Genomic DNA, 16,339 nt, shown 5'->3' with positions numbered 1-16,339 from the left:
CACGGCGCCCGGCGGGTACTCCCCGTGACATGCCCCCCTCTCCCGGTGCGCCCCACGACGGTGCCCCCACCGAGCACGGTCACTGGTTCCACCGGCTCCATAGGTCCGTCATGACCTCGGTCGTCGGGCTCGCCTGGAACCGTGGGCGCGACGTGGAGCTCATGCACCGCGCGATGGGCTTCGCGGCGCTCAGCCTCCTCACCCTCGTCCCCCTGCTCATCGTCGTCGCCGCCGCCGACCTCGCCAGCGGCCAGGGCTTCGCCCGCTGGCTCGTCCAGGGCCTCGGCGTCTCCGAGGTGTCGCAGGAGGAGGTCGAGCAGCTGTTCGGCAAGCCGGGAGCGGCACTGCAGCGCACCACGGCCTTCGGTCTCGCCGCACTCGCCGCGTTCGGTGTGACCTTCGGATCCGCGGTGCAGACCGGTTACGAACGGGTCTGGGACCTGCCCACCGCCCGCTGGCACACCATGTGGCGCCACGTCGTCTGGCTGGCCGTCCTCATCGCCGCCCTCCTGCTCTTCGTCGAGGCCCCCGAGCAGAACTCCAGGACCGTCACCGTCTTCGTCGCCGTCGGCGACATCATCGGCGCCTTCCTCTTCTTCTGGTGGTCCCAGCGCTTCCTGCTGTGCGGCCGCATCCGCTGGCGCGCGCTCGCCCCAGGAGCCGTGTGCACGGCTCTGGGGCTGTTCGGGCTGCGGATCTTTTCCCAGTTCGTGTTCTCCCCGCTGATCGCCTCCAACGCGGTGACCTACGGTCAGTTCGGTACGGTCCTCGTGCTGCAGTCCTGGCTGGTCGGCGTGGGCTTCGTCGTCTACGGCGCCGCCCTCGTCGGGCGCCTGATCCACGAGCACCTGGTCCTGCGCCGGATCGACCACTTGCCGGGCGAGCTGCCGGAGGACGAGCCTCGGTGACGCCGGTGCCCTCACTGGTCCCGTCGGTGCACCGCCGTCACCGTGATCACGGCGGCGACCAGCGCCCACGCCCCGTAGACGAACCACGCCCCACCGATCGACCAGGGGTAGAGGGTCTCGTACTGACCGGCCTGCACCAGGCGCATCCACGCCTTGAACGGCAACGTGTGGGCGAGGACGGCCGTCCAGTGCCGCTGGTCACTGACGACCATGGGAAGCACCAGCAGCACCACCACGCTCGCCACGATCGTCGACGCACTGTGCCGCAGCAGTGTGCCGATCGCCATGCCCACGAGCGCCGACACCGGCGCGAGCAGCGCGGACGCCACCACGAGCCGCACCGCGCCCGGCTCACCGATCGAGACACCGGCCCCCCGCGCGCCCAGGATCGCCTGGGTCAGCGCGAAGGAGGCAGCCGAGACGATCGCGCCGCAGACCGTCGTCACTGCCGCGACGACGAGCACCTTGGCCGCCATCACCGACCTGCGGGCCGGGACGGCCGCGAACGTCGTACGGATCATTCCGGTGCTGTACTCGCCGACGACCGTAAGGGCACCGATGGCGCTGAAGCAGAGCATCAGGACCATGCCGGCGTTCGTGGTGAACGCGTCCCACAGCGCCATCTTCTGCTCGACGAACTGCGCCTGGTGCTCCCGGTCGAACGTCGGCCAGTAGCGGTAGTGGTCCCACGCGTAGCCCACGTTGAACGCGATGACGACCAGCTCGGCCCCGAGCAGGGACCACGGCGTCGACCGCAGTGACCACAGCTTGATCCACTCGGCGGCGAGCAGATCCCGGAAGCGAGCCGGCGGTGCCACGAGCGCGCGCTCGGCGGACGTACGGACGGAGGCGAGCGCGGTCATCGGGAGTCTCCTGCGAGGTATTCGACGCTGTCGGCGGTGAGTTCCATGAACGCCTCCTCCAATGAGGCGGTACGGGTGGTCAGCTCGTGCAGCAGGAGGCGGTGCCGGAGGGCCAGTTCCCCGATCCGGGCCGCCGGCAGCCCGGTCACGGTCAGCAGGTCGCCGCCCTGAGCCTCGACCTGCACGCCCTCGGCGAGCAGCACGTCCCTCAGCGCGGCGGAGTCCGGGCTCACGACCGTCACGCTCAGGCGCGCACCACGGGTCGAGAACGCGGCCAGGCTCTCCGCCGCGATCAGCTCACCCCGGCCCACGACCACCAGATCGTCGGCCGTGTTCTCCATCTCCGACATCAGATGGCTCGAGACGAAGACCGTGCGGCCCTCGCCGGCCAGCCGCCGGAACAGCCCACGCACCCACTTCACGCCCTCCGGATCGAGCCCGTTGAGCGGCTCGTCGAACAGGAGCACCGGCGGATCGCCGAGCAGTGCGGACGCGATGCCGAGCCGTTGGCGCATTCCGAGGGAGAACCCGCCGATCCGGCGCCCGGCCGCGCCGGTGAGGCCCACCTCCTCCAGGACCTCGTCGACCCGGAAGAGTGAGATGCGGTTGCTCCGGGCGAGCAGGGACAGATGGGCCCGCGCGGTCCGGCCGCCGTGCACGTCACCGGCGTCGAGCAGCGCACCGACGTGCCGCAGTCCGCGCGGCAGGTCGCTGAACGGCCGTCCGTCGACGGTGACGGAGCCGCTCGTCGGCGCGTGCAGGCCCAGGACCATCCGCAACGTGGTGCTCTTGCCCGCGCCGTTGGGGCCCAGGAAGCCGGTGACGCGACCGGGGCGGACGGTGAACGTCAGCCCGTTCACGGCGGCCGTGGCGCCGTAGCGCTTGGTGAGTTCGTTGACTTCGATCACGGTGCCCACGGTGCCGGTGACGGCCCTCGCGCGTCGTCGGACCGGAGCCGACAGTGTGCGCCGACACCTGTCGACCTGGGATGTACACCCCAGGTCCGATGCCCTCGGCGCGCCCCGCGCCTAGGATCGTGATCATGCCCGCCACCGCGCCCCTGCCCCTGGTCAAACGCGTACCACCCGCCGTCTGGACGGTCGTCGCCTGGTGCGCGGGCGCGGTCTTCACCTTCCTCATCCGCTGGGAACTGCCCGGGGAGGACGAACCCGCCGTACGCGCCGGCGTCCTGTATCTCCGCTGGGACGGCCTCCTGTTCCTGGCGGTCGCCACCGCCCTGGTGCTCACCGGTGCCCGACTGCTGCGAGGCCGTCCGCTGGCCGCGCTCGGACTGCTGCTCCTCGCCTCGGTGATGGCGACGATCCCGCTGAGCGTCGGAGAGATCCCCCTCGCCCAGTTCCTCGCCGTCGAGGTGGCGTTGTACGTCGTCGCCGCCGGCCGGCCACGCCGTACCGGGATCATCGCGCTCGTCCTCGCGCTCGGCGTGCTCGCCGCGTTCCTCGGCTTCCGCCTGGCGAAGGGCTGGAGCGTCGGCACATCGGCGGAGATCGCGGTGGCCCTCACGGCCTTCGTCGCCTGGCTTCTCGGGCGCTCGGCGTACCAGGCCCGCGCCGCGCGCGACGACGCGGCCGCACAGGCCGCCGTGAAGGCGGTCACCGACGAGCGGCTGCGGATCGCCCGCGAGATGCACGACATGGTCGCCCACTCCATAGGCGTCATCGCCCTCCAGGCCGGCGCCGCGGCGCGGGTCGTGGACACCCAGCCGGCCGCGGCACGGGAGGCGATGATCGCCGTGGAGAACGCCGGACGGGAGACACTGTCCGGCCTCCGGCGGATGCTCGGGGCCCTGCGCGAGCACGAACAGCCCGATGGTTCCGGGCTGAAGCCCACCGCCGGACTCGCCGACGTCGAGGCGCTCGCCGCCACCACCACGGCCGCCGGCGTCCGGGTGGACGTGCGGTGGCGCGGCGAACGGCGCCCGCTGCCCCCGGACATCGACCTCTCGGCGTTCCGCATCATCCAGGAGTCCGTCACCAACGTGGTGCGCCACGCGGCCGCCGACCGCTGCCGGGTGACCGTCGACTCCCAGGAGGACGAGCTGCTCATCGAGGTCGTCGACGACGGACGGGGCGAGGACCCCGGCGCAGGGCCGGGGTTCGGTCTCGTCGGCATGCGCGAGCGCGTCGCCCTGCTCCACGGCGAGTTCTCCGCCGCACCACGCCCGGAAGGCGGCTTCCGGGTCACCGCCCGTCTCCCCGTACCGACAGGAGTCCGATGACCGCCCCCGCCGAAGGCGTCGTTCGTGTCGTCCTCACCGACGACCAGCCCCTCGTCCGCACCGCTCTGCGGATGGTCATCGCCGAGGCGCCCGACCTCGACGTCGTGGGGGAGGCCAGCGACGGAGCGGAGGCGGTCGAGCTCGCCGAGACCCTCCGCCCCGACGTGATCGTGATGGACCTCCGTATGCCCGGGATGGACGGCGTCGAGGCCACCCGCAGGATCATGGCGGACCAGGCATCCACGCGCGTCCTCGTCCTCACGACGTTCGACGACGACGACTACGTCCACGGTGCGCTGCGCGCCGGGGCGAGCGGCTTCCTCGTGAAGGACATGGGCCTGGACGACATCCTCGCCGCGATCCGCGTCGTCGCCGCCGGGGATGCCCTCATAGCGCCGAGCGTGACCCGCCGTCTCATCGAGGAGTTCGCGGGCCGCCCCGCGTCCGGGCCGCCGCGACGGCGCGCACTGGACTCCATCACCGAGCGGGAACGAGAGGTCCTGACCCTCATCGGCGGCGGACTGTCCAACAGCGAGATCGCCGAACAGCTCGTCATCAGCATCGCCACCGCCAAGACCTACGTGACCCGACTGCTCGCCAAACTCGACGCCCGCGACCGGGTCCAGCTCGTCATCATCGCGTACGAGGCAGGCCTCGTGACTCCGTGATCACACCATCCGGTGACGCACTCGCGGCTCACCGGAATCGGGCGCTCGCGGCCGGTTGGATGGACATGATCCATCCGCCCGTCGAAAGAGAGCTGCCCCATGGCGAACACCTGGCTGCCGCCCGCCGAGTACGTCGCGACGCTGCCGAGGGCGACGGCGTACGCCTGCCTGTACTTCACCGACACCGGCGGCCGGCCGTTCCAGTTGCGCGCCACCTACCGCACCGAGCTGTGGCAGTGGCCGGGCGGCAACATGGACCCGGGCGAGACCCCGTGGGAGACCGCCGTACGCGAGTGCCACGAGGAGACCGGAATCGTCTTCGAGGGCGAGCCGCGGCTCCTCGGCACCCACTTCGTGTCGGACCGCGGCGAGGAGTGGCCGGCCAACCACATCGGATTCATCTTCGACGGAGGCGTCCTGACGGACGAGCAGCTGGCCGGCGTCGTCCTCGACCCCGACGAGCACAGCGAGTTCCGCCTGGGCACCCTGGCCGAGTGGCGGCGGGAGATGACGTCCGCGAGCTTCGCCCGGCTCGTCGAGATCGATCGCGCCCGCCGTTCCGGCAGGACCGTGTACGTGGAGACGTGCGCCGACCTCTGAGCAGCGCGGCGGGGCACGTCATATGACGGCCCCGCCACGCGCCTTCCTTCAGGCCCGGCAGCCGACCGGGTGGTTGATGTCGAGCACGAAGCGCTCGGGGGAGTGGAGCGTGAAGGTCTTGTAGGTGGGCTTGGTGTCGAAGGCCGCCCCGATGGTCACCACACCCTCGAAGTCGCCGGTCAGGGCGACGCCCTTGAGCATGGGCAAGGAGATCTTCAGGAGCCGGGGGCCCTGGTAGACGGACCGGCCGGACTCGTCGTGCGCGGCGGCGGGGGAGAACCGGATCTCCAGGAAGTACTTCCCCTTGAGCGGAACCCGCTCGCCCGAGCCGTCGTAGTGCAATGCGCCGACCGGGGTCACGGTGACCGGGGGCATCGCGCCCCGGACGTCGAAGACGAGCCGGTCGAAGGAGGGGTGCCCGCCCCAGCGGGCGTTGACCACCAGGGAGGTCGAGGGCGGTGTCGTCGCCCGGGACCGATCCGTGGAGGCGCCGGCGGGGATCGTGGCACCGATCCCGGCGGCCAGAAGAATGCCGGCGGCGACGGCCGCGAGGCTCTGACGGTTAAGCATGACGTCCCCCAATTCCTGCTGCTACGGGGACAGTGGTGTCACTGGGAAAGACATCCACCACAACCATACGGTTGCAGATGTTTTATGGGGAATCAGGGTGAATTGAACGTCGCGTTCTGTTCCGCCTGGGACGCAGGCCGTAACCCCTGGGCCGCTCGACAGTTGACCCGGGCATGAAGAAGCGCAGCATGCTCGCCATCGCCTCCCTCGCCGCCGGTGTCGTCACGGCCCTGGTCACCCCGCCGCCGCACGCCTCCGCGGCCGACCACGGCGCGACCGGTGTCACCGGTCTCCTGCAGACCGACAGTCCGGTCGCCCCTCTCCTGGAGGACGCCACCCCGCTCGTGGACGACGGCGTTCACCTGCCCTCCGGCGCCGGGGGACAGCCGTGACCCTCCGATGGGCAGCCCGTGCGCGCGTAGCGTGAGCGGGAATGACAGGATGTCCCCATGAGCAACAACGTTTACTTCGACATCACGATCAACGACGAGCCCGCGGGCCGGATCGTCTTCACGCTGTTCGACGACGTCGTCCCGAAGACGGCCAAGAACTTCCGTGAGCTCGCCACCGGCGAGCACGGCTTCGGTTACGCCGGCTCGCCGTTCCACCGCGTCATCCCGGACTTCATGCTCCAGGGCGGCGACTTCACCAACGGCAACGGCACCGGTGGCAAGAGCATCTACGGCGAGAAGTTCGCGGACGAGAACTTCACCCTGAAGCACGACCGGCCGTTCCTGCTGTCGATGGCGAACGCGGGCCGCAACACCAACGGCTCCCAGTTCTTCATCACCACCATCGTGACCGACTGGCTCGACGGCAAGCACGTCGTCTTCGGCGAGGTCGTCGAGGGTCAGGACCTGGTCCGGAAGATCGAGTCCCTCGGCTCCCGCTCCGGCGCGACCAGCGCCAAGATCGCCGTCGCCGCGTCCGGCGTCGTCGAGGCCTGACCAGTACCGGTTCATGTACCACCCCCGTGAGGGGACCTTTCGTCCGGCCGTCACCGCGCACCATCTCGCGGGGACGGCCGGACGTCGTTTATCGGGATGCGCCGCTCCGGCGCTGCCGCTACGGTCGGAGGACACGCCGAACCAGGAGGTGAGCCCGCATGTACGACACCCCGCACTGTGAACGGGCCCTCCTCGTCGCGTCTGTCTGACCCGCACCGGGAGCGCCCGCCGGCCGAGCACTCCTGAGCGAAGGAACCATGAGCGTCACACCTTTCCGGATCTCCGTGTCCGACGACGTCCTGCACGACCTGCGGCACCGTCTGAACCGCACCCTCTTCACCGAACCGTCCGACTCCACGTACTGGGCGGCCGGCGCCGATCCCGGACATCTGCGCGAACTCGTCTCCTACTGGGCGGACGGCTTCGACTGGGCGAAGGCGGAGACGGTTCTCAACACCTATCCGCACCATCTCGCCCAGGTGGCGGGGCAACCGGTGCACTACGTCCATCTGCGCGCCCGCCGCACCGAGGGCGGCCCGGAGCCGCTGCCGCTGATCCTCTCCCACGGCTGGCCGAGCAGCTTCGTGGAGATGCTGCGTGTGGCCGACCTGCTCGCCGATCCGGCCGCCCACGGCGGCGACCCCGCCGACGCCTTCGACGTCGTCGTCCCCTCGCTGCCCGGCTTCCTCTGGTCGGCCCTGCCGGCCGGTCCGTTCACCCGCCGCGGAGTCGCCGAGACCTGGCACACGCTGATGACCCGGAACCTCGGGTACGCGCGCTTCGGCGCCTTCGGCGGGGACATCGGCGGAGGCGTGACGCAGTGGCTCGGCGCCCTGTACCCCGCCGAGGTCACCGGAGTCCACATCACCTCGGCCGTCGTCACCGGCGACTTCGAGGCGCAACCGCCCACGCCCGAGGAACGCACCTACCTCGACGCCCTCGCCGCCTACGACGAAGGAGACCAGGGCTACAGCGAGATCATGTGCAGCCGGCCCGACACCATCGCCGCCGCCCTACGGGACTCACCGGCAGGACTCCTCGCCTGGATCGCCGACAAGTACCGCGACTGGAGCGACTGCGCAGGCGACCTCGAGTCCCGCTGGGACAGGGACACCCTGCTGACGGTCGCCACCCTCTACTGGGCCACCGGCACCATCGGTTCGTCGTTCCGGCAGTACTACGACTACCACCACAACCGGGCGGTCCCGCCGGTCGAGGTTCCCGCCGCGGTCACCCTCAGCCATGAACCGGCCTACGCGGACTTCCCCCGGAGCCTCGCCGAGCGCACCTTCCACGATCTGCGGCACTGGAGCACCCCGCGCCGTGGCGGCCACTTCATGGCCCATGAGGAACCCGAGCAGGTCGCCGCCGAACTGCGCGCCTTCTTCGGTCCGTTGAGGTGAGAGCCGGGTTCGCGGAGGGTCAGCGGCGCTCGACCACCAGGGCCCGCGCCAGCGCCTCCGCGAACCCGTCCGCGTTGTCGAGCATCAAATTGTGCCCGGCCTTCGGGACCTCGAACACCGGGACACCGACCGCGCGCATCCGCTCGGTGTCGGCGTCCGGGAGGCTGTACTCGCCGACCAGGAACGCGCGCGGCCGGTCGAGCCCGGCCAACAGCTCGCCCTCCGAGGGCGAGGCCCCCTCCACCAGCGCGACGGCGCTCCGGTGCACCGCGAGCGGATCGGCGAGCCGCAGCCGCGCCGCGTAGTCGGGCCGGTCGACGGAGGCCAGCATCCGCCCGAAGCCGTCCCGGACGAAGGACTCCTCGTCCTGGGCGGCGACCGGTGTGCTGAACGCGCCGCCGCCGGGGTACAGGTTCGGCTCCGCCACCACGAGCCGGGCGATCAGATCGGGCCGGGCGGCCGTCAGCCGGACGGCGACCGCCCCGCCCATCGAGTGTCCGATCAACTCCACGCCCGCCGCCCCGCGGTGCTCCAGGATCCGCGCCACGGCGGCGGCCTGCGCCGGCATGCCGTATCCGAAGTCCCGGGGACGGTCGCTCAGTCCGAAGCCGAGCAGGTCGACGAGGAGCGCGGGGCCGCCGCCCAGCGCCGGATGCGTCGCGATGTGGGCGAAGTCGGACGCGCCCGTGCACCCGAGGCCGTGCAGGAAGACCCGCAGGGGCCCCTCCCCGGGCAACTCGATCCACCTGATGTGCGCCCGCACGTCCGTCAGGAACAACTCCCGCATGGCCGACCCCCGTACCGTCCTGCCTCGAACCGACGCCGTCACCCTACGGGGCGGCACGGACACCGCCGGATCAGGACTCCTCGCCGCCCTCGCCGAAGCGGCGCTCGAACTTCGCGATACGGCCCTCCGAGTCCACCGTGCGCGCCTTGCCCGTGTAGAACGGGTGGCTCTCGGAGGAGATCTCGACGTCGACCACCGGGTAGGTGTGGCCGTCGTCCCACTCGATGGTCTCCTCGCTGGTCGCCGTGGACCGGGTCAGGAAGGCGAACCCGGCGGAGCGGTCGCGGAAGACCACCGGGCCGTACTCCGGCTGCTTGTCCTGCTGCACTGTTCCTCCTCGGGCTGCCTGCTGATGGGCCCAGCCTCGCCGGGACCGGCCCGGCCGACCAGCGCCGCGGGGCCGACCGGGTGAGGACACGGGTCCGCTTCCCAGCCGTTCCGCCGTGATCATTTCCGGGCTACCCTGTTGGGGACGCCGGCGCCCGGGTGGACGACGGCTCGACGACGTGGGGGGAGCCCGTCATGACCACGGTTCTTGTTTTCTTCGGTGTGCTGGGCGCGGTCGCCGTGCTGCTCATCGTGAAGCTGATGCGCCGGGGCAGCGGCCGCACCGAGAACGCCGACGGCCTTCTCATCGAGCAGGCGCGGCGCCACCAGGCGCGCGACGACCGCACGTCGTTCTCGTCCTTCTCGGCGCACAACGCGCCGCCGACGCAGACAGACAGCTACCGCCGCCGCTAGGCGCTTCCTAGGGGTGGGGATGGGCCCAGCGGGCGGCGAGGAGCAGGGCGATGTCGTCGGGCCGGTCGGTGGCCTGACGGGCGTCGCGGATCAGCCGGTCCGCGGTCTCCGTGAGCGGAATCGACCCGGTCACGGAGAACGTGCGGCGCAGCCACTCGACCCCTTCGTCGATATCGGTGCCCGGACGCTCCACCAGGCCGTCCGTGTACAGCGCGAGGACCGCCCCGCGCTCCAGCTGCAGCTCGGTGACCGGGTAGGTGGCGTCGCCGTCGATTCCCAGGACCAGCCCGCCCGGCAGCTCCAGCACCTCCGCCGTGCCGTCGGGCCGCCGCAGCAGCGGCTGCGGATGCCCGGCCCGGACGGCCTGCGTGGCGCCGGTCGCCGGATCGAGGACGACATAGCAACAGCTCGCGAACTGTCCCGGATCGAGGTCGATCAGCAGCCGGTTGGTGCCCTGCATCACCTGCTGCGGCGGATGACCGCCGAGCGCGAAGGCCCGGACCGCGCTGCGCAGTTGCCCCATCGTGGCCGCGGCGGCGACGCCGTGGCCCTGGACGTCGCCGACCACCAGCGCCAGCAGCCCCTCCCCCGTCTCGAGCACGTCGTACCAGTCGCCGCCCACCTCCATGCCCTGCGTACCGGGCAGATAACGCGCCACCGTGTCGACCTGCTCGCGAACCGGCAGCCGGGCGGGAAGCAGCGCGTCCTGCAACCCGCGGGCGAGGGCGGATTCGCTGTCGTACCGCCGGGCCCGCTCCAACGCCTGCGCGATCAGCCCGGCGAGGGCGGTGAGCACCGTGCGCTCCTCCGGGCTGAAGCCGCGCGGCCGGTCGAAGCCGAGGATGCACGAACCGACGGGCCGGCCCGACGCGATCAGCGGCAGAAAGGCCCGGGCACCCGAGAGCGCGTCCAGAGGGAGATCCGGATAGGCCCGGCTCATCTGCTCGATCGACTCGAAGAACAGCGGCCGGCCGGTCGTGAGCGACTCGACACCCGGCAGATGGGCGTCGAGCCCGACACCGTCGAACGGCTCCAGGAACCCCGGCGGAAACCCGGTCTCCCACGCCAGATAGAGATGACGGTCGCTCAGCAGGTAGATCGCCAGCTGTCGGCCGCCGAACGCCGGCAGCAGCTCGTCGGTGACGACGGCCGACACCTGGCGCGCCGTCACCGCCTCGGTCAGGGCGATGGCGAGTGCCACCGGTCGGTACAGAGCCGACGCCCGGTCCGCCGGCGAGCCGAGACCGGTGTCCGGGTGGGCGACGGAGCCGGGCGTGTAGGCGGGGTCGCTCTCGGGGAGCAGCACCATGGTGACGCCGTCGTGGCCGGGGTACAGCGAGACCGACAGCCACTCCCCTTCGGGGGTATGGGCCAGGAAGTGCACCGGCTCCTCGGAGAGCAGCGCGGCGCGCAGATGTTCCTCGTACGCGGGATTCCCGAACCAGGGCAGCGCCTCCCACAAGGTCAGCCCGGCGAGTGAGGCACGCGGGATGCCGAGAAGAGCCTCGGTGAGGTGGTTCACGTACGTGATCCGGCCGAGGCGGTCGATCGCGAGAATGGCCCGTGGCAGCCGGTCGGTGGCGTCGGAGCCGACGAGGCCGGTGCCGAGGTCGACCAGGGAGCCCTTGAGCCGCCCCGGGCGGTCGCCCGCCGCGCGGGCTGAGATCTCCAGGAGATGGAGCCCGCCGTCGGGGCCCTTGAGCCGTATCCGGCGCGCCACCTGGGCACCCGACTCGGCCGCGCGGCGGGCCATGGTCCACAGCGCGGCGCTGTCCTCCGGTGCGAGGCGCGCGGTCAGCGCCTCCATGGTCCCGGGGAACGCGTCGCTGTCGTCCTCGCCGATGATGGCCCGCAGCCCGGCGTCGGCGGTGACGGTTCCGGTGGTCAGATCCCAGTCGAAATAGCCGATCCGGACCGGCTTCGTGCCGCCCGAGGGAAGTTGGACGCACACCGGCTCACCGGGCCATTCGACGAGGACGCCGGTGTCGGAGAGATCCGCGAGGGCATCCCCGAGCCGGCGCGCCTCCCGCGCCAGCCGCATCCGGTCCCGGGTGTTCACCGGGACGCCCGGGCTCGGCGCACGCAGGACCACGAGCACCCCGAAGCGTTCCCGGCCGCTGACAACCGGCGCGTACAAGGATCCGAAGGGGAAGGGAAGGCTCGCCACGAGTTGGGGAAACTGCCGCATGGCCTCCTCGACGTCGGCGAGGTGGACCGGCTGGCCGGAGCGGTGGGCCTCCGCCACCGGGAAAGGACGGTTCACATGCATCCGCCACCAGGGCCGGAACAGCGGGCCGGGGAGCCCGGCGAGGACCGCCATGCGGAGCAGGTCCGGTGTTCCGGACCGCAGATAGACCCCGCCCGCGTAACCGCCGACCGCCTCGATCGTCCGGAGCGCGCCCTCGGCCAGGACCAGAGGCAGGGCGTCGAGCAGCTGCCCGTCGTCCGCGCTCCGGGGAACGTACCCGGTCCCGGCCGACGGGGCAGGGCCGGCCACGCCGTGCGACGTCACACAGTCAGCATGCTCCCGGGCCCTGGCGGATCGCATCTCGGAGCGGTTGCGCCACGCACCGGCCCGGACACACCCGGTCAACCCCGTGTGCCGCGGTGCGCCCCGGTCGGGACCGTTGACCCGGCCGCCGCGGGTCGCGACACTCGATCGTCGGCACCGGCGCGATCGCGACGACGCGACGGCACCACCTCGTGACCAGGGGGCGTGATGACGGGCCAGGTTCTTCCGTACGACATCGAGGGAAGCGGGCCCCGGCGGGCCCTCGTGCTGCACAACTGGTTCGGCGACCGCACCAGCTTCGACGCGCTGCGCGGCCATCTGAACGGCGACACCGGAACGTACGCGTTCCTCGACTGCCGCGGCTACGGCGAGGCGATCGACATCGAGGGCGCGTTCACCATGGACGAGGTCGCCGCGGACGCGCTGGCCGTCGCCGACGACCTGGGCTGGGACTCCTTCAGCGTGATCGGCCACTCGATGGGTGGCAAGGCGGCCCAGTTGATGCTGCTCGACGCGCCCACGCGGGTCCGCTCCCTCATCGGCATCTCGCCGGTGTCCGCCGCCGGTTTCCCGCTCGACGGGGAGAGCTGGGACCTGTTCGCCGGGGCCGCGGAGGACGCCGCCCACCGACGGGTCATCATCGACACCACCACAGGTGGCCGGTACGACGCCGCCTGGCTGGACCCGCTCGTGAAGCGTTCGGTGGAACGTTCCTCGGCCAGAGCGTTCCGCGCCTATCTCGACTCCTGGTCCCGCACCGACTTCCACCACCGCGTCAAGGACAACCCGGCCCCGGTCCTGCTGGTCGTCGGCGCCCACGATCCGGCGCTGGGCGCCGAGGCGATGGCGGCCGGCTGGCTCCGGTGGTACCCGAACGCCCGCCTGGAGGTCCTCGCGGAGGCGGGGCACTACGCCCCGGAGGAGACCCCGCAGGCGCTGGCCGCGGCGATCGAGGACTTCCTCGCCGGCTGAGCCGCACGACTCGACGTCGCGCCCGGTGCGCGCCCGACCGGGTTGCGCGAGCATGGACGGCGAGAGGCAGGTGCCATGGAGCCGTCCGTGCTGACCGCGGTGGTCGCCGCCGCGGCGCTGGTCTGCCGCGCCGCGGTGCTGGAGATGCGTACGCCCGGTGCGGGCCGTCGCGCCTTTGCCTTCGCCACCGACCGGCGGGCGCTGGGCGCCGGGCTGGGGGCGGCGCTGGCGCTCGGCGCCGTGGGCTGGGCGACCGTCGGGGGCGCCGAGGTCGCGGTGTGGGCGGTCCTGGCCGGGATTCTCGTCGCCTCCCTGACGGCGGAGCGGCGCCCGCCCGACGAGTGAGCGCCGGCCCGGGCGTAAGTCGGTGGAGGCGCGGGCCACGCGTCACTAGGTTCGGTACCCGCACCGGATCGTGACGAGGAGCAACGCCAGTGACCACCGACCACCGCATCGGACCGCCGCACGCCGGCAGCGAACGCGAAACCCTCCGCGCCTTCCTCGACCACCAGCGCGCGACGCTCGCCATGAAGTGCGAGGGGCTCGGCGACGAGCAGCTGCGGGAGAAGTCGATGCCGCCGTCCACGCTGTCGCTGCTCGGCCTCGTCCGGCACATGGCCGAGGTGGAACGCGCCTGGTTCCGCCGGGTCTTCGAGGACGGCGAGGCGCCGATGGTCTGGTCGGACACGATCGACTTCCAGGCTGCCTACGACGCGAGCCGGTCGACCCGCGCCGAGGCCTTCGCCGCCTGGGAGACCGAGGTCGAGAACTCCCGCCGGATCGAGCTCGAGGCCGCGTCCCTGGACCTCACCGGACACCAGCCGCGCTGGGGCGAGGACGTGTCCCTGCGGATGGTGATGGTGCACGTCCTGCTCGAGTACGGCCGCCACAACGGGCACGCGGACTTCCTGCGCGAGGGCGTCGACGGAACCGTCGGCGCCTGAACGGCTCCAAGGCGCCGTCGACGGAACGTCCGGAGCTCGAGCGACGCCGGCGCGGCGATCGCCGCCGCACCACGGTGGCCCGGCGTCGACCGCCTACGGCATCCACGGGCTCACCACCGCCCTGGTCGCGCTGACGGGCGTCCTGCTCCTGCGGGAGCGTCCGGCCCGGGCTGGCACCGGGTCCCAGCCGGTGGGAGCCTGACAGTAGGGGCCGATCGGCCGAGGAGTGACGATGGGCGCAGCCCCCGCAGCGGCGCGCGTGGACGAGGCAGCCTTCCAGGAGCTGGAGCGATCCTTCTCCGGCAGGCTCGTCCGCTCCGACGAGCCCGTGTACGACGAGGCCCGGCGCATCTGGAACGGGTCCATCAGCAAGTTCCCCGCCCTCATCGCGTACTGCACGGGTGTCGCCGACGTCGCCGCCGCGCTGGCGAGCGCGACGCGCAGCGGTCTGCCGGTCGCGGTAAGGAGCGGGGGCCACAGCTTCCCCGGCCAGTCGCTGTGCGACGGCGGAATCGTCATCGATCTGTCGGCCATGAACGGCATCCGCGTCGATCCGGTGAACCGCACGGTCAGGGCCCAGGCCGGAGTCCTGCTCGGGGCCCTGGACCGCGAGACACAGCACTTCGGGATGGCCGTCCCCGCCGGGATCGTGACGCACACCGGACTCGCCGGGCTCACCCTCGGTGGCGGGATCGGCTGGCTGATGCGCAAGTACGGGCTCACCGTCGACCAGCTGCTCTCCGCCGACATGGTCACCGCCGACGGCAGCTTCGTCACGGCGAGTGAGAGCCACGAGCCCGAACTCTTCTGGGGCCTGCGCGGCGCGGGCACCAACTTCGGAGTCGTCACCGAGTTCGAGTTCCGGCTCAACCCCGTGGGCCCCACGGTCCTCGCCGGACCGATCCTGTGGCCGCTGGAAGAGGCACCGCACGTGCTCGCCTTCTACCGCGACTGGATCACCGACGTCCCCGACGAGCTGACCACCATCGTCGTCCACCGCAAGGCCCCGCCCCTCCCCTCGATCCCGCCCGAACTGCACGGCAGACCCGTCATCGCGGTGATCAGCTGCTACGCCGGGGACATCGAGACGGGCGAGAAGGTTCTTCGTCCACTGCGGAAGTTCGGGACGCCGCTGCTCGACCTGTGCGCGCCCAAGCCCTTCCTGCAGCACCAGTCCATGTTCGACCCGTCGTTCCGCCCCGGCTGGTGGTACTACGTCCGCTCGTGCGACATCGAGCGGCTCGACGACGAGGTCATCGGCATCAGCGCGGCCCACGCCCTGCAGATCACGTCCCCGCTCTCGACGTGCAACATCTTCCACCTGGGTGGTGCGGTCGCACGCGTGGGTGAGGACGAGACCGCGTGCAGCGGGCGGAGCGTGGGCCACACCTTCAACGTCAACGGCAACTGCGTCGATGCCGAGGGCTTCGACGTGGAGCGCGCCTGGGCGCGCTCATGGTGGTCGGCTCTGGAGCCGTACCACGCCGGTGTCTACGTCAACTTCCTCATGGATGAGGGAGAGGCGCGCGTCGAGCAGGCGTACGGGGCCGACAAGCTCCGCCGGCTGCGCCTCCTCAAGACGGAGTACGACCCCGGCAACGTCTTCCGCTCCAACCAGAACATCGCCCCTGCGGCCTGACCGCACCCGCGTGACCGGGCGAGTGTCAGTGCCGGGTGCGATGCTGCCGGGTATGGACGAGCTGATGAGAGGCCGTGTCTACGGCGCCGACCATGACGATCCCGATCCCGGCCCCCGACCCGGGCACGTCTACCGCGAGCTGGTGGCGGGCCCCCTGGACGGCCTCCTGCTCGACGTCACCGGATGGACCACGCGACAGCTCGAGGAGGGGGCCGCCCTGGCCACGGAGATCGGCTCCTACGGCCCGGGCGGCCACGCCCGCTACGGGCCGCGCGAGGGCGACGCCGTGCACTGGGACTGGGAGGGCGACACCCGCTGACTCGGAGATTCGGGCCAAGGGGATGCCGACCCTGCGCGAGCGAATGGACCGGTGCCCGCGCAGGGCTGCCGTGGGGCCGCCCCGGCCCCGGGGGGGGGCGGGGGGGCCGCGGGCGCCCCCTACCGGGCCCCCCTTGTCGGGGGGGGCCGCGGTGCGGCGCCCCCCCCCCACGACCTTCGCGCCCTCGGCGGCGAAGGCGAGCGCGATGGCCCGGCCGAGCCCGGTGC

The 16,339-nt window shown here is 71.8% G+C and carries 19 protein-coding genes; 13 read left to right on the top strand and 6 right to left on the bottom strand.

Annotation, left to right across the window (positions count from 1 at the left end):
• Positions 1-29 precede the first annotated feature (29 nt).
• Entirely contained in the window at positions 30-908 is an 879-nt protein-coding gene (locus ACFC0D_RS12490) for a YhjD/YihY/BrkB family envelope integrity protein (protein ID WP_376433977.1), read from the top strand.
• A gap of 11 nt (positions 909-919) precedes the next feature.
• Here ACFC0D_RS12490 and ACFC0D_RS12485 read toward each other — a convergent pair whose 3' ends face one another.
• Entirely contained in the window at positions 920-1,771 is an 852-nt protein-coding gene (locus ACFC0D_RS12485) for an ABC transporter permease (RefSeq protein WP_376433975.1), read from the bottom strand.
• Positions 1,768-2,679: an ABC transporter ATP-binding protein gene (locus ACFC0D_RS12480; RefSeq protein WP_376433973.1), complete on the bottom strand. Its 912-nt coding sequence runs from the start codon at positions 2,677-2,679 to the stop codon at positions 1,768-1,770. The genes ACFC0D_RS12485 and ACFC0D_RS12480 overlap by 4 nt, the downstream gene beginning before the upstream one ends.
• A 134-nt stretch (positions 2,680-2,813) precedes the next feature.
• On the opposite strand from ACFC0D_RS12480, the gene ACFC0D_RS12475 reads away from it, so the two are divergent.
• From ACFC0D_RS12475 to ACFC0D_RS12465, 3 genes are all read left to right on the top strand, one after another.
• On the top strand, positions 2,814-4,010 hold the full coding sequence (locus tag ACFC0D_RS12475) for a sensor histidine kinase (RefSeq protein WP_376433971.1): 1,197 nt from the start codon (positions 2,814-2,816) through the stop codon (positions 4,008-4,010).
• Positions 4,007-4,678 (top strand): response regulator, encoded by a 672-nt coding sequence (locus tag ACFC0D_RS12470; protein ID WP_376433968.1) that lies wholly within the window; start codon positions 4,007-4,009, stop codon positions 4,676-4,678. Before ACFC0D_RS12475 ends, ACFC0D_RS12470 begins: the two co-directional genes overlap by 4 nt.
• 99 nt (positions 4,679-4,777) lie before the next feature.
• Positions 4,778-5,278 (top strand): NUDIX domain-containing protein, encoded by a 501-nt coding sequence (locus ACFC0D_RS12465; protein WP_376433966.1) that lies wholly within the window; start codon positions 4,778-4,780, stop codon positions 5,276-5,278.
• Positions 5,279-5,326: 48 nt separating this feature from the next.
• Here ACFC0D_RS12465 and ACFC0D_RS12460 read toward each other — a convergent pair whose 3' ends face one another.
• Positions 5,327-5,848 carry a hypothetical protein gene (locus ACFC0D_RS12460; protein WP_376433964.1) on the bottom strand — a complete coding sequence of 174 codons (522 nt, stop codon included), beginning with the start codon at positions 5,846-5,848 and terminating at the stop codon, positions 5,327-5,329.
• Positions 5,849-6,021: 173 nt separating this feature from the next.
• On the opposite strand from ACFC0D_RS12460, the gene ACFC0D_RS12455 reads away from it, so the two are divergent.
• The 3 genes from ACFC0D_RS12455 (at position 6,022) to ACFC0D_RS12445 (ending at position 8,198) form a co-directional block, all read left to right on the top strand.
• Positions 6,022-6,240: a hypothetical protein gene (locus ACFC0D_RS12455; protein ID WP_376433962.1), complete on the top strand. Its 219-nt coding sequence runs from the start codon at positions 6,022-6,024 to the stop codon at positions 6,238-6,240.
• Positions 6,241-6,297: 57 nt separating this feature from the next.
• On the top strand, positions 6,298-6,795 hold the full coding sequence (locus ACFC0D_RS12450) for a peptidylprolyl isomerase (protein WP_376433960.1): 498 nt from the start codon (positions 6,298-6,300) through the stop codon (positions 6,793-6,795).
• Between the two features lie 257 nt (positions 6,796-7,052).
• The gene (locus ACFC0D_RS12445) at positions 7,053-8,198 is read left to right on the top strand and encodes an epoxide hydrolase family protein (RefSeq protein ID WP_376433958.1); all 1,146 of its coding nucleotides are present in this window, start codon (positions 7,053-7,055) and stop codon (positions 8,196-8,198) included.
• Between the two features lie 19 nt (positions 8,199-8,217).
• On the opposite strand, the gene ACFC0D_RS12440 is transcribed toward ACFC0D_RS12445, so the two are convergent.
• Together ACFC0D_RS12440 and ACFC0D_RS12435 are read right to left on the bottom strand one after the other, a co-directional pair.
• Positions 8,218-8,985, bottom strand: coding sequence for an alpha/beta fold hydrolase (locus ACFC0D_RS12440; RefSeq protein WP_376433956.1), 768 nt, complete (start codon positions 8,983-8,985; stop codon positions 8,218-8,220).
• A 70-nt stretch (positions 8,986-9,055) separates the two neighbouring features.
• Positions 9,056-9,313 carry a type B 50S ribosomal protein L31 gene (locus tag ACFC0D_RS12435; RefSeq protein WP_376433954.1) on the bottom strand — a complete coding sequence of 86 codons (258 nt, stop codon included), beginning with the start codon at positions 9,311-9,313 and terminating at the stop codon, positions 9,056-9,058.
• A gap of 194 nt (positions 9,314-9,507) precedes the next feature.
• Between ACFC0D_RS12435 and ACFC0D_RS12430 the strand changes: the two genes are divergently transcribed.
• Positions 9,508-9,726 carry a hypothetical protein gene (locus tag ACFC0D_RS12430; protein WP_376433952.1) on the top strand — a complete coding sequence of 73 codons (219 nt, stop codon included), beginning with the start codon at positions 9,508-9,510 and terminating at the stop codon, positions 9,724-9,726.
• 7 nt (positions 9,727-9,733) lie between these two features.
• Here ACFC0D_RS12430 and ACFC0D_RS12425 read toward each other — a convergent pair whose 3' ends face one another.
• Positions 9,734-12,238: a SpoIIE family protein phosphatase gene (locus tag ACFC0D_RS12425; RefSeq protein ID WP_376433950.1), complete on the bottom strand. Its 2,505-nt coding sequence runs from the start codon at positions 12,236-12,238 to the stop codon at positions 9,734-9,736.
• Between the two features lie 207 nt (positions 12,239-12,445).
• Here ACFC0D_RS12425 and ACFC0D_RS12420 point away from each other — a divergent pair, with 207 nt between their 5' ends.
• From ACFC0D_RS12420 to ACFC0D_RS12400, 5 genes are all read left to right on the top strand, one after another.
• Positions 12,446-13,210, top strand: a complete 765-nt coding sequence (locus ACFC0D_RS12420) for an alpha/beta fold hydrolase (protein WP_376433948.1) — start codon at positions 12,446-12,448, stop codon at positions 13,208-13,210.
• A gap of 75 nt (positions 13,211-13,285) precedes the next feature.
• On the top strand, positions 13,286-13,555 hold the full coding sequence (locus ACFC0D_RS12415) for a hypothetical protein (protein ID WP_376433946.1): 270 nt from the start codon (positions 13,286-13,288) through the stop codon (positions 13,553-13,555).
• 89 nt (positions 13,556-13,644) lie between these two features.
• Positions 13,645-14,154: a DinB family protein gene (locus tag ACFC0D_RS12410; RefSeq protein WP_376433944.1), complete on the top strand. Its 510-nt coding sequence runs from the start codon at positions 13,645-13,647 to the stop codon at positions 14,152-14,154.
• A gap of 232 nt (positions 14,155-14,386) precedes the next feature.
• The gene (locus tag ACFC0D_RS12405; protein WP_376433942.1) at positions 14,387-15,793 is read left to right on the top strand and encodes an FAD-binding oxidoreductase; all 1,407 of its coding nucleotides are present in this window, start codon (positions 14,387-14,389) and stop codon (positions 15,791-15,793) included.
• Positions 15,794-15,845: 52 nt separating this feature from the next.
• On the top strand, positions 15,846-16,112 hold the full coding sequence (locus ACFC0D_RS12400) for a hypothetical protein (RefSeq protein ID WP_376433940.1): 267 nt from the start codon (positions 15,846-15,848) through the stop codon (positions 16,110-16,112).
• Positions 16,113-16,339 lie beyond the last annotated feature (227 nt).

It is taken from the genome of Streptomyces sp. NPDC056222, assembly GCF_042264065.1.
GTDB lineage: Bacteria > Actinomycetota > Actinomycetes > Streptomycetales > Streptomycetaceae > Streptomyces.
This window is presented reverse-complemented; position numbering and strand designations above follow the sequence as displayed.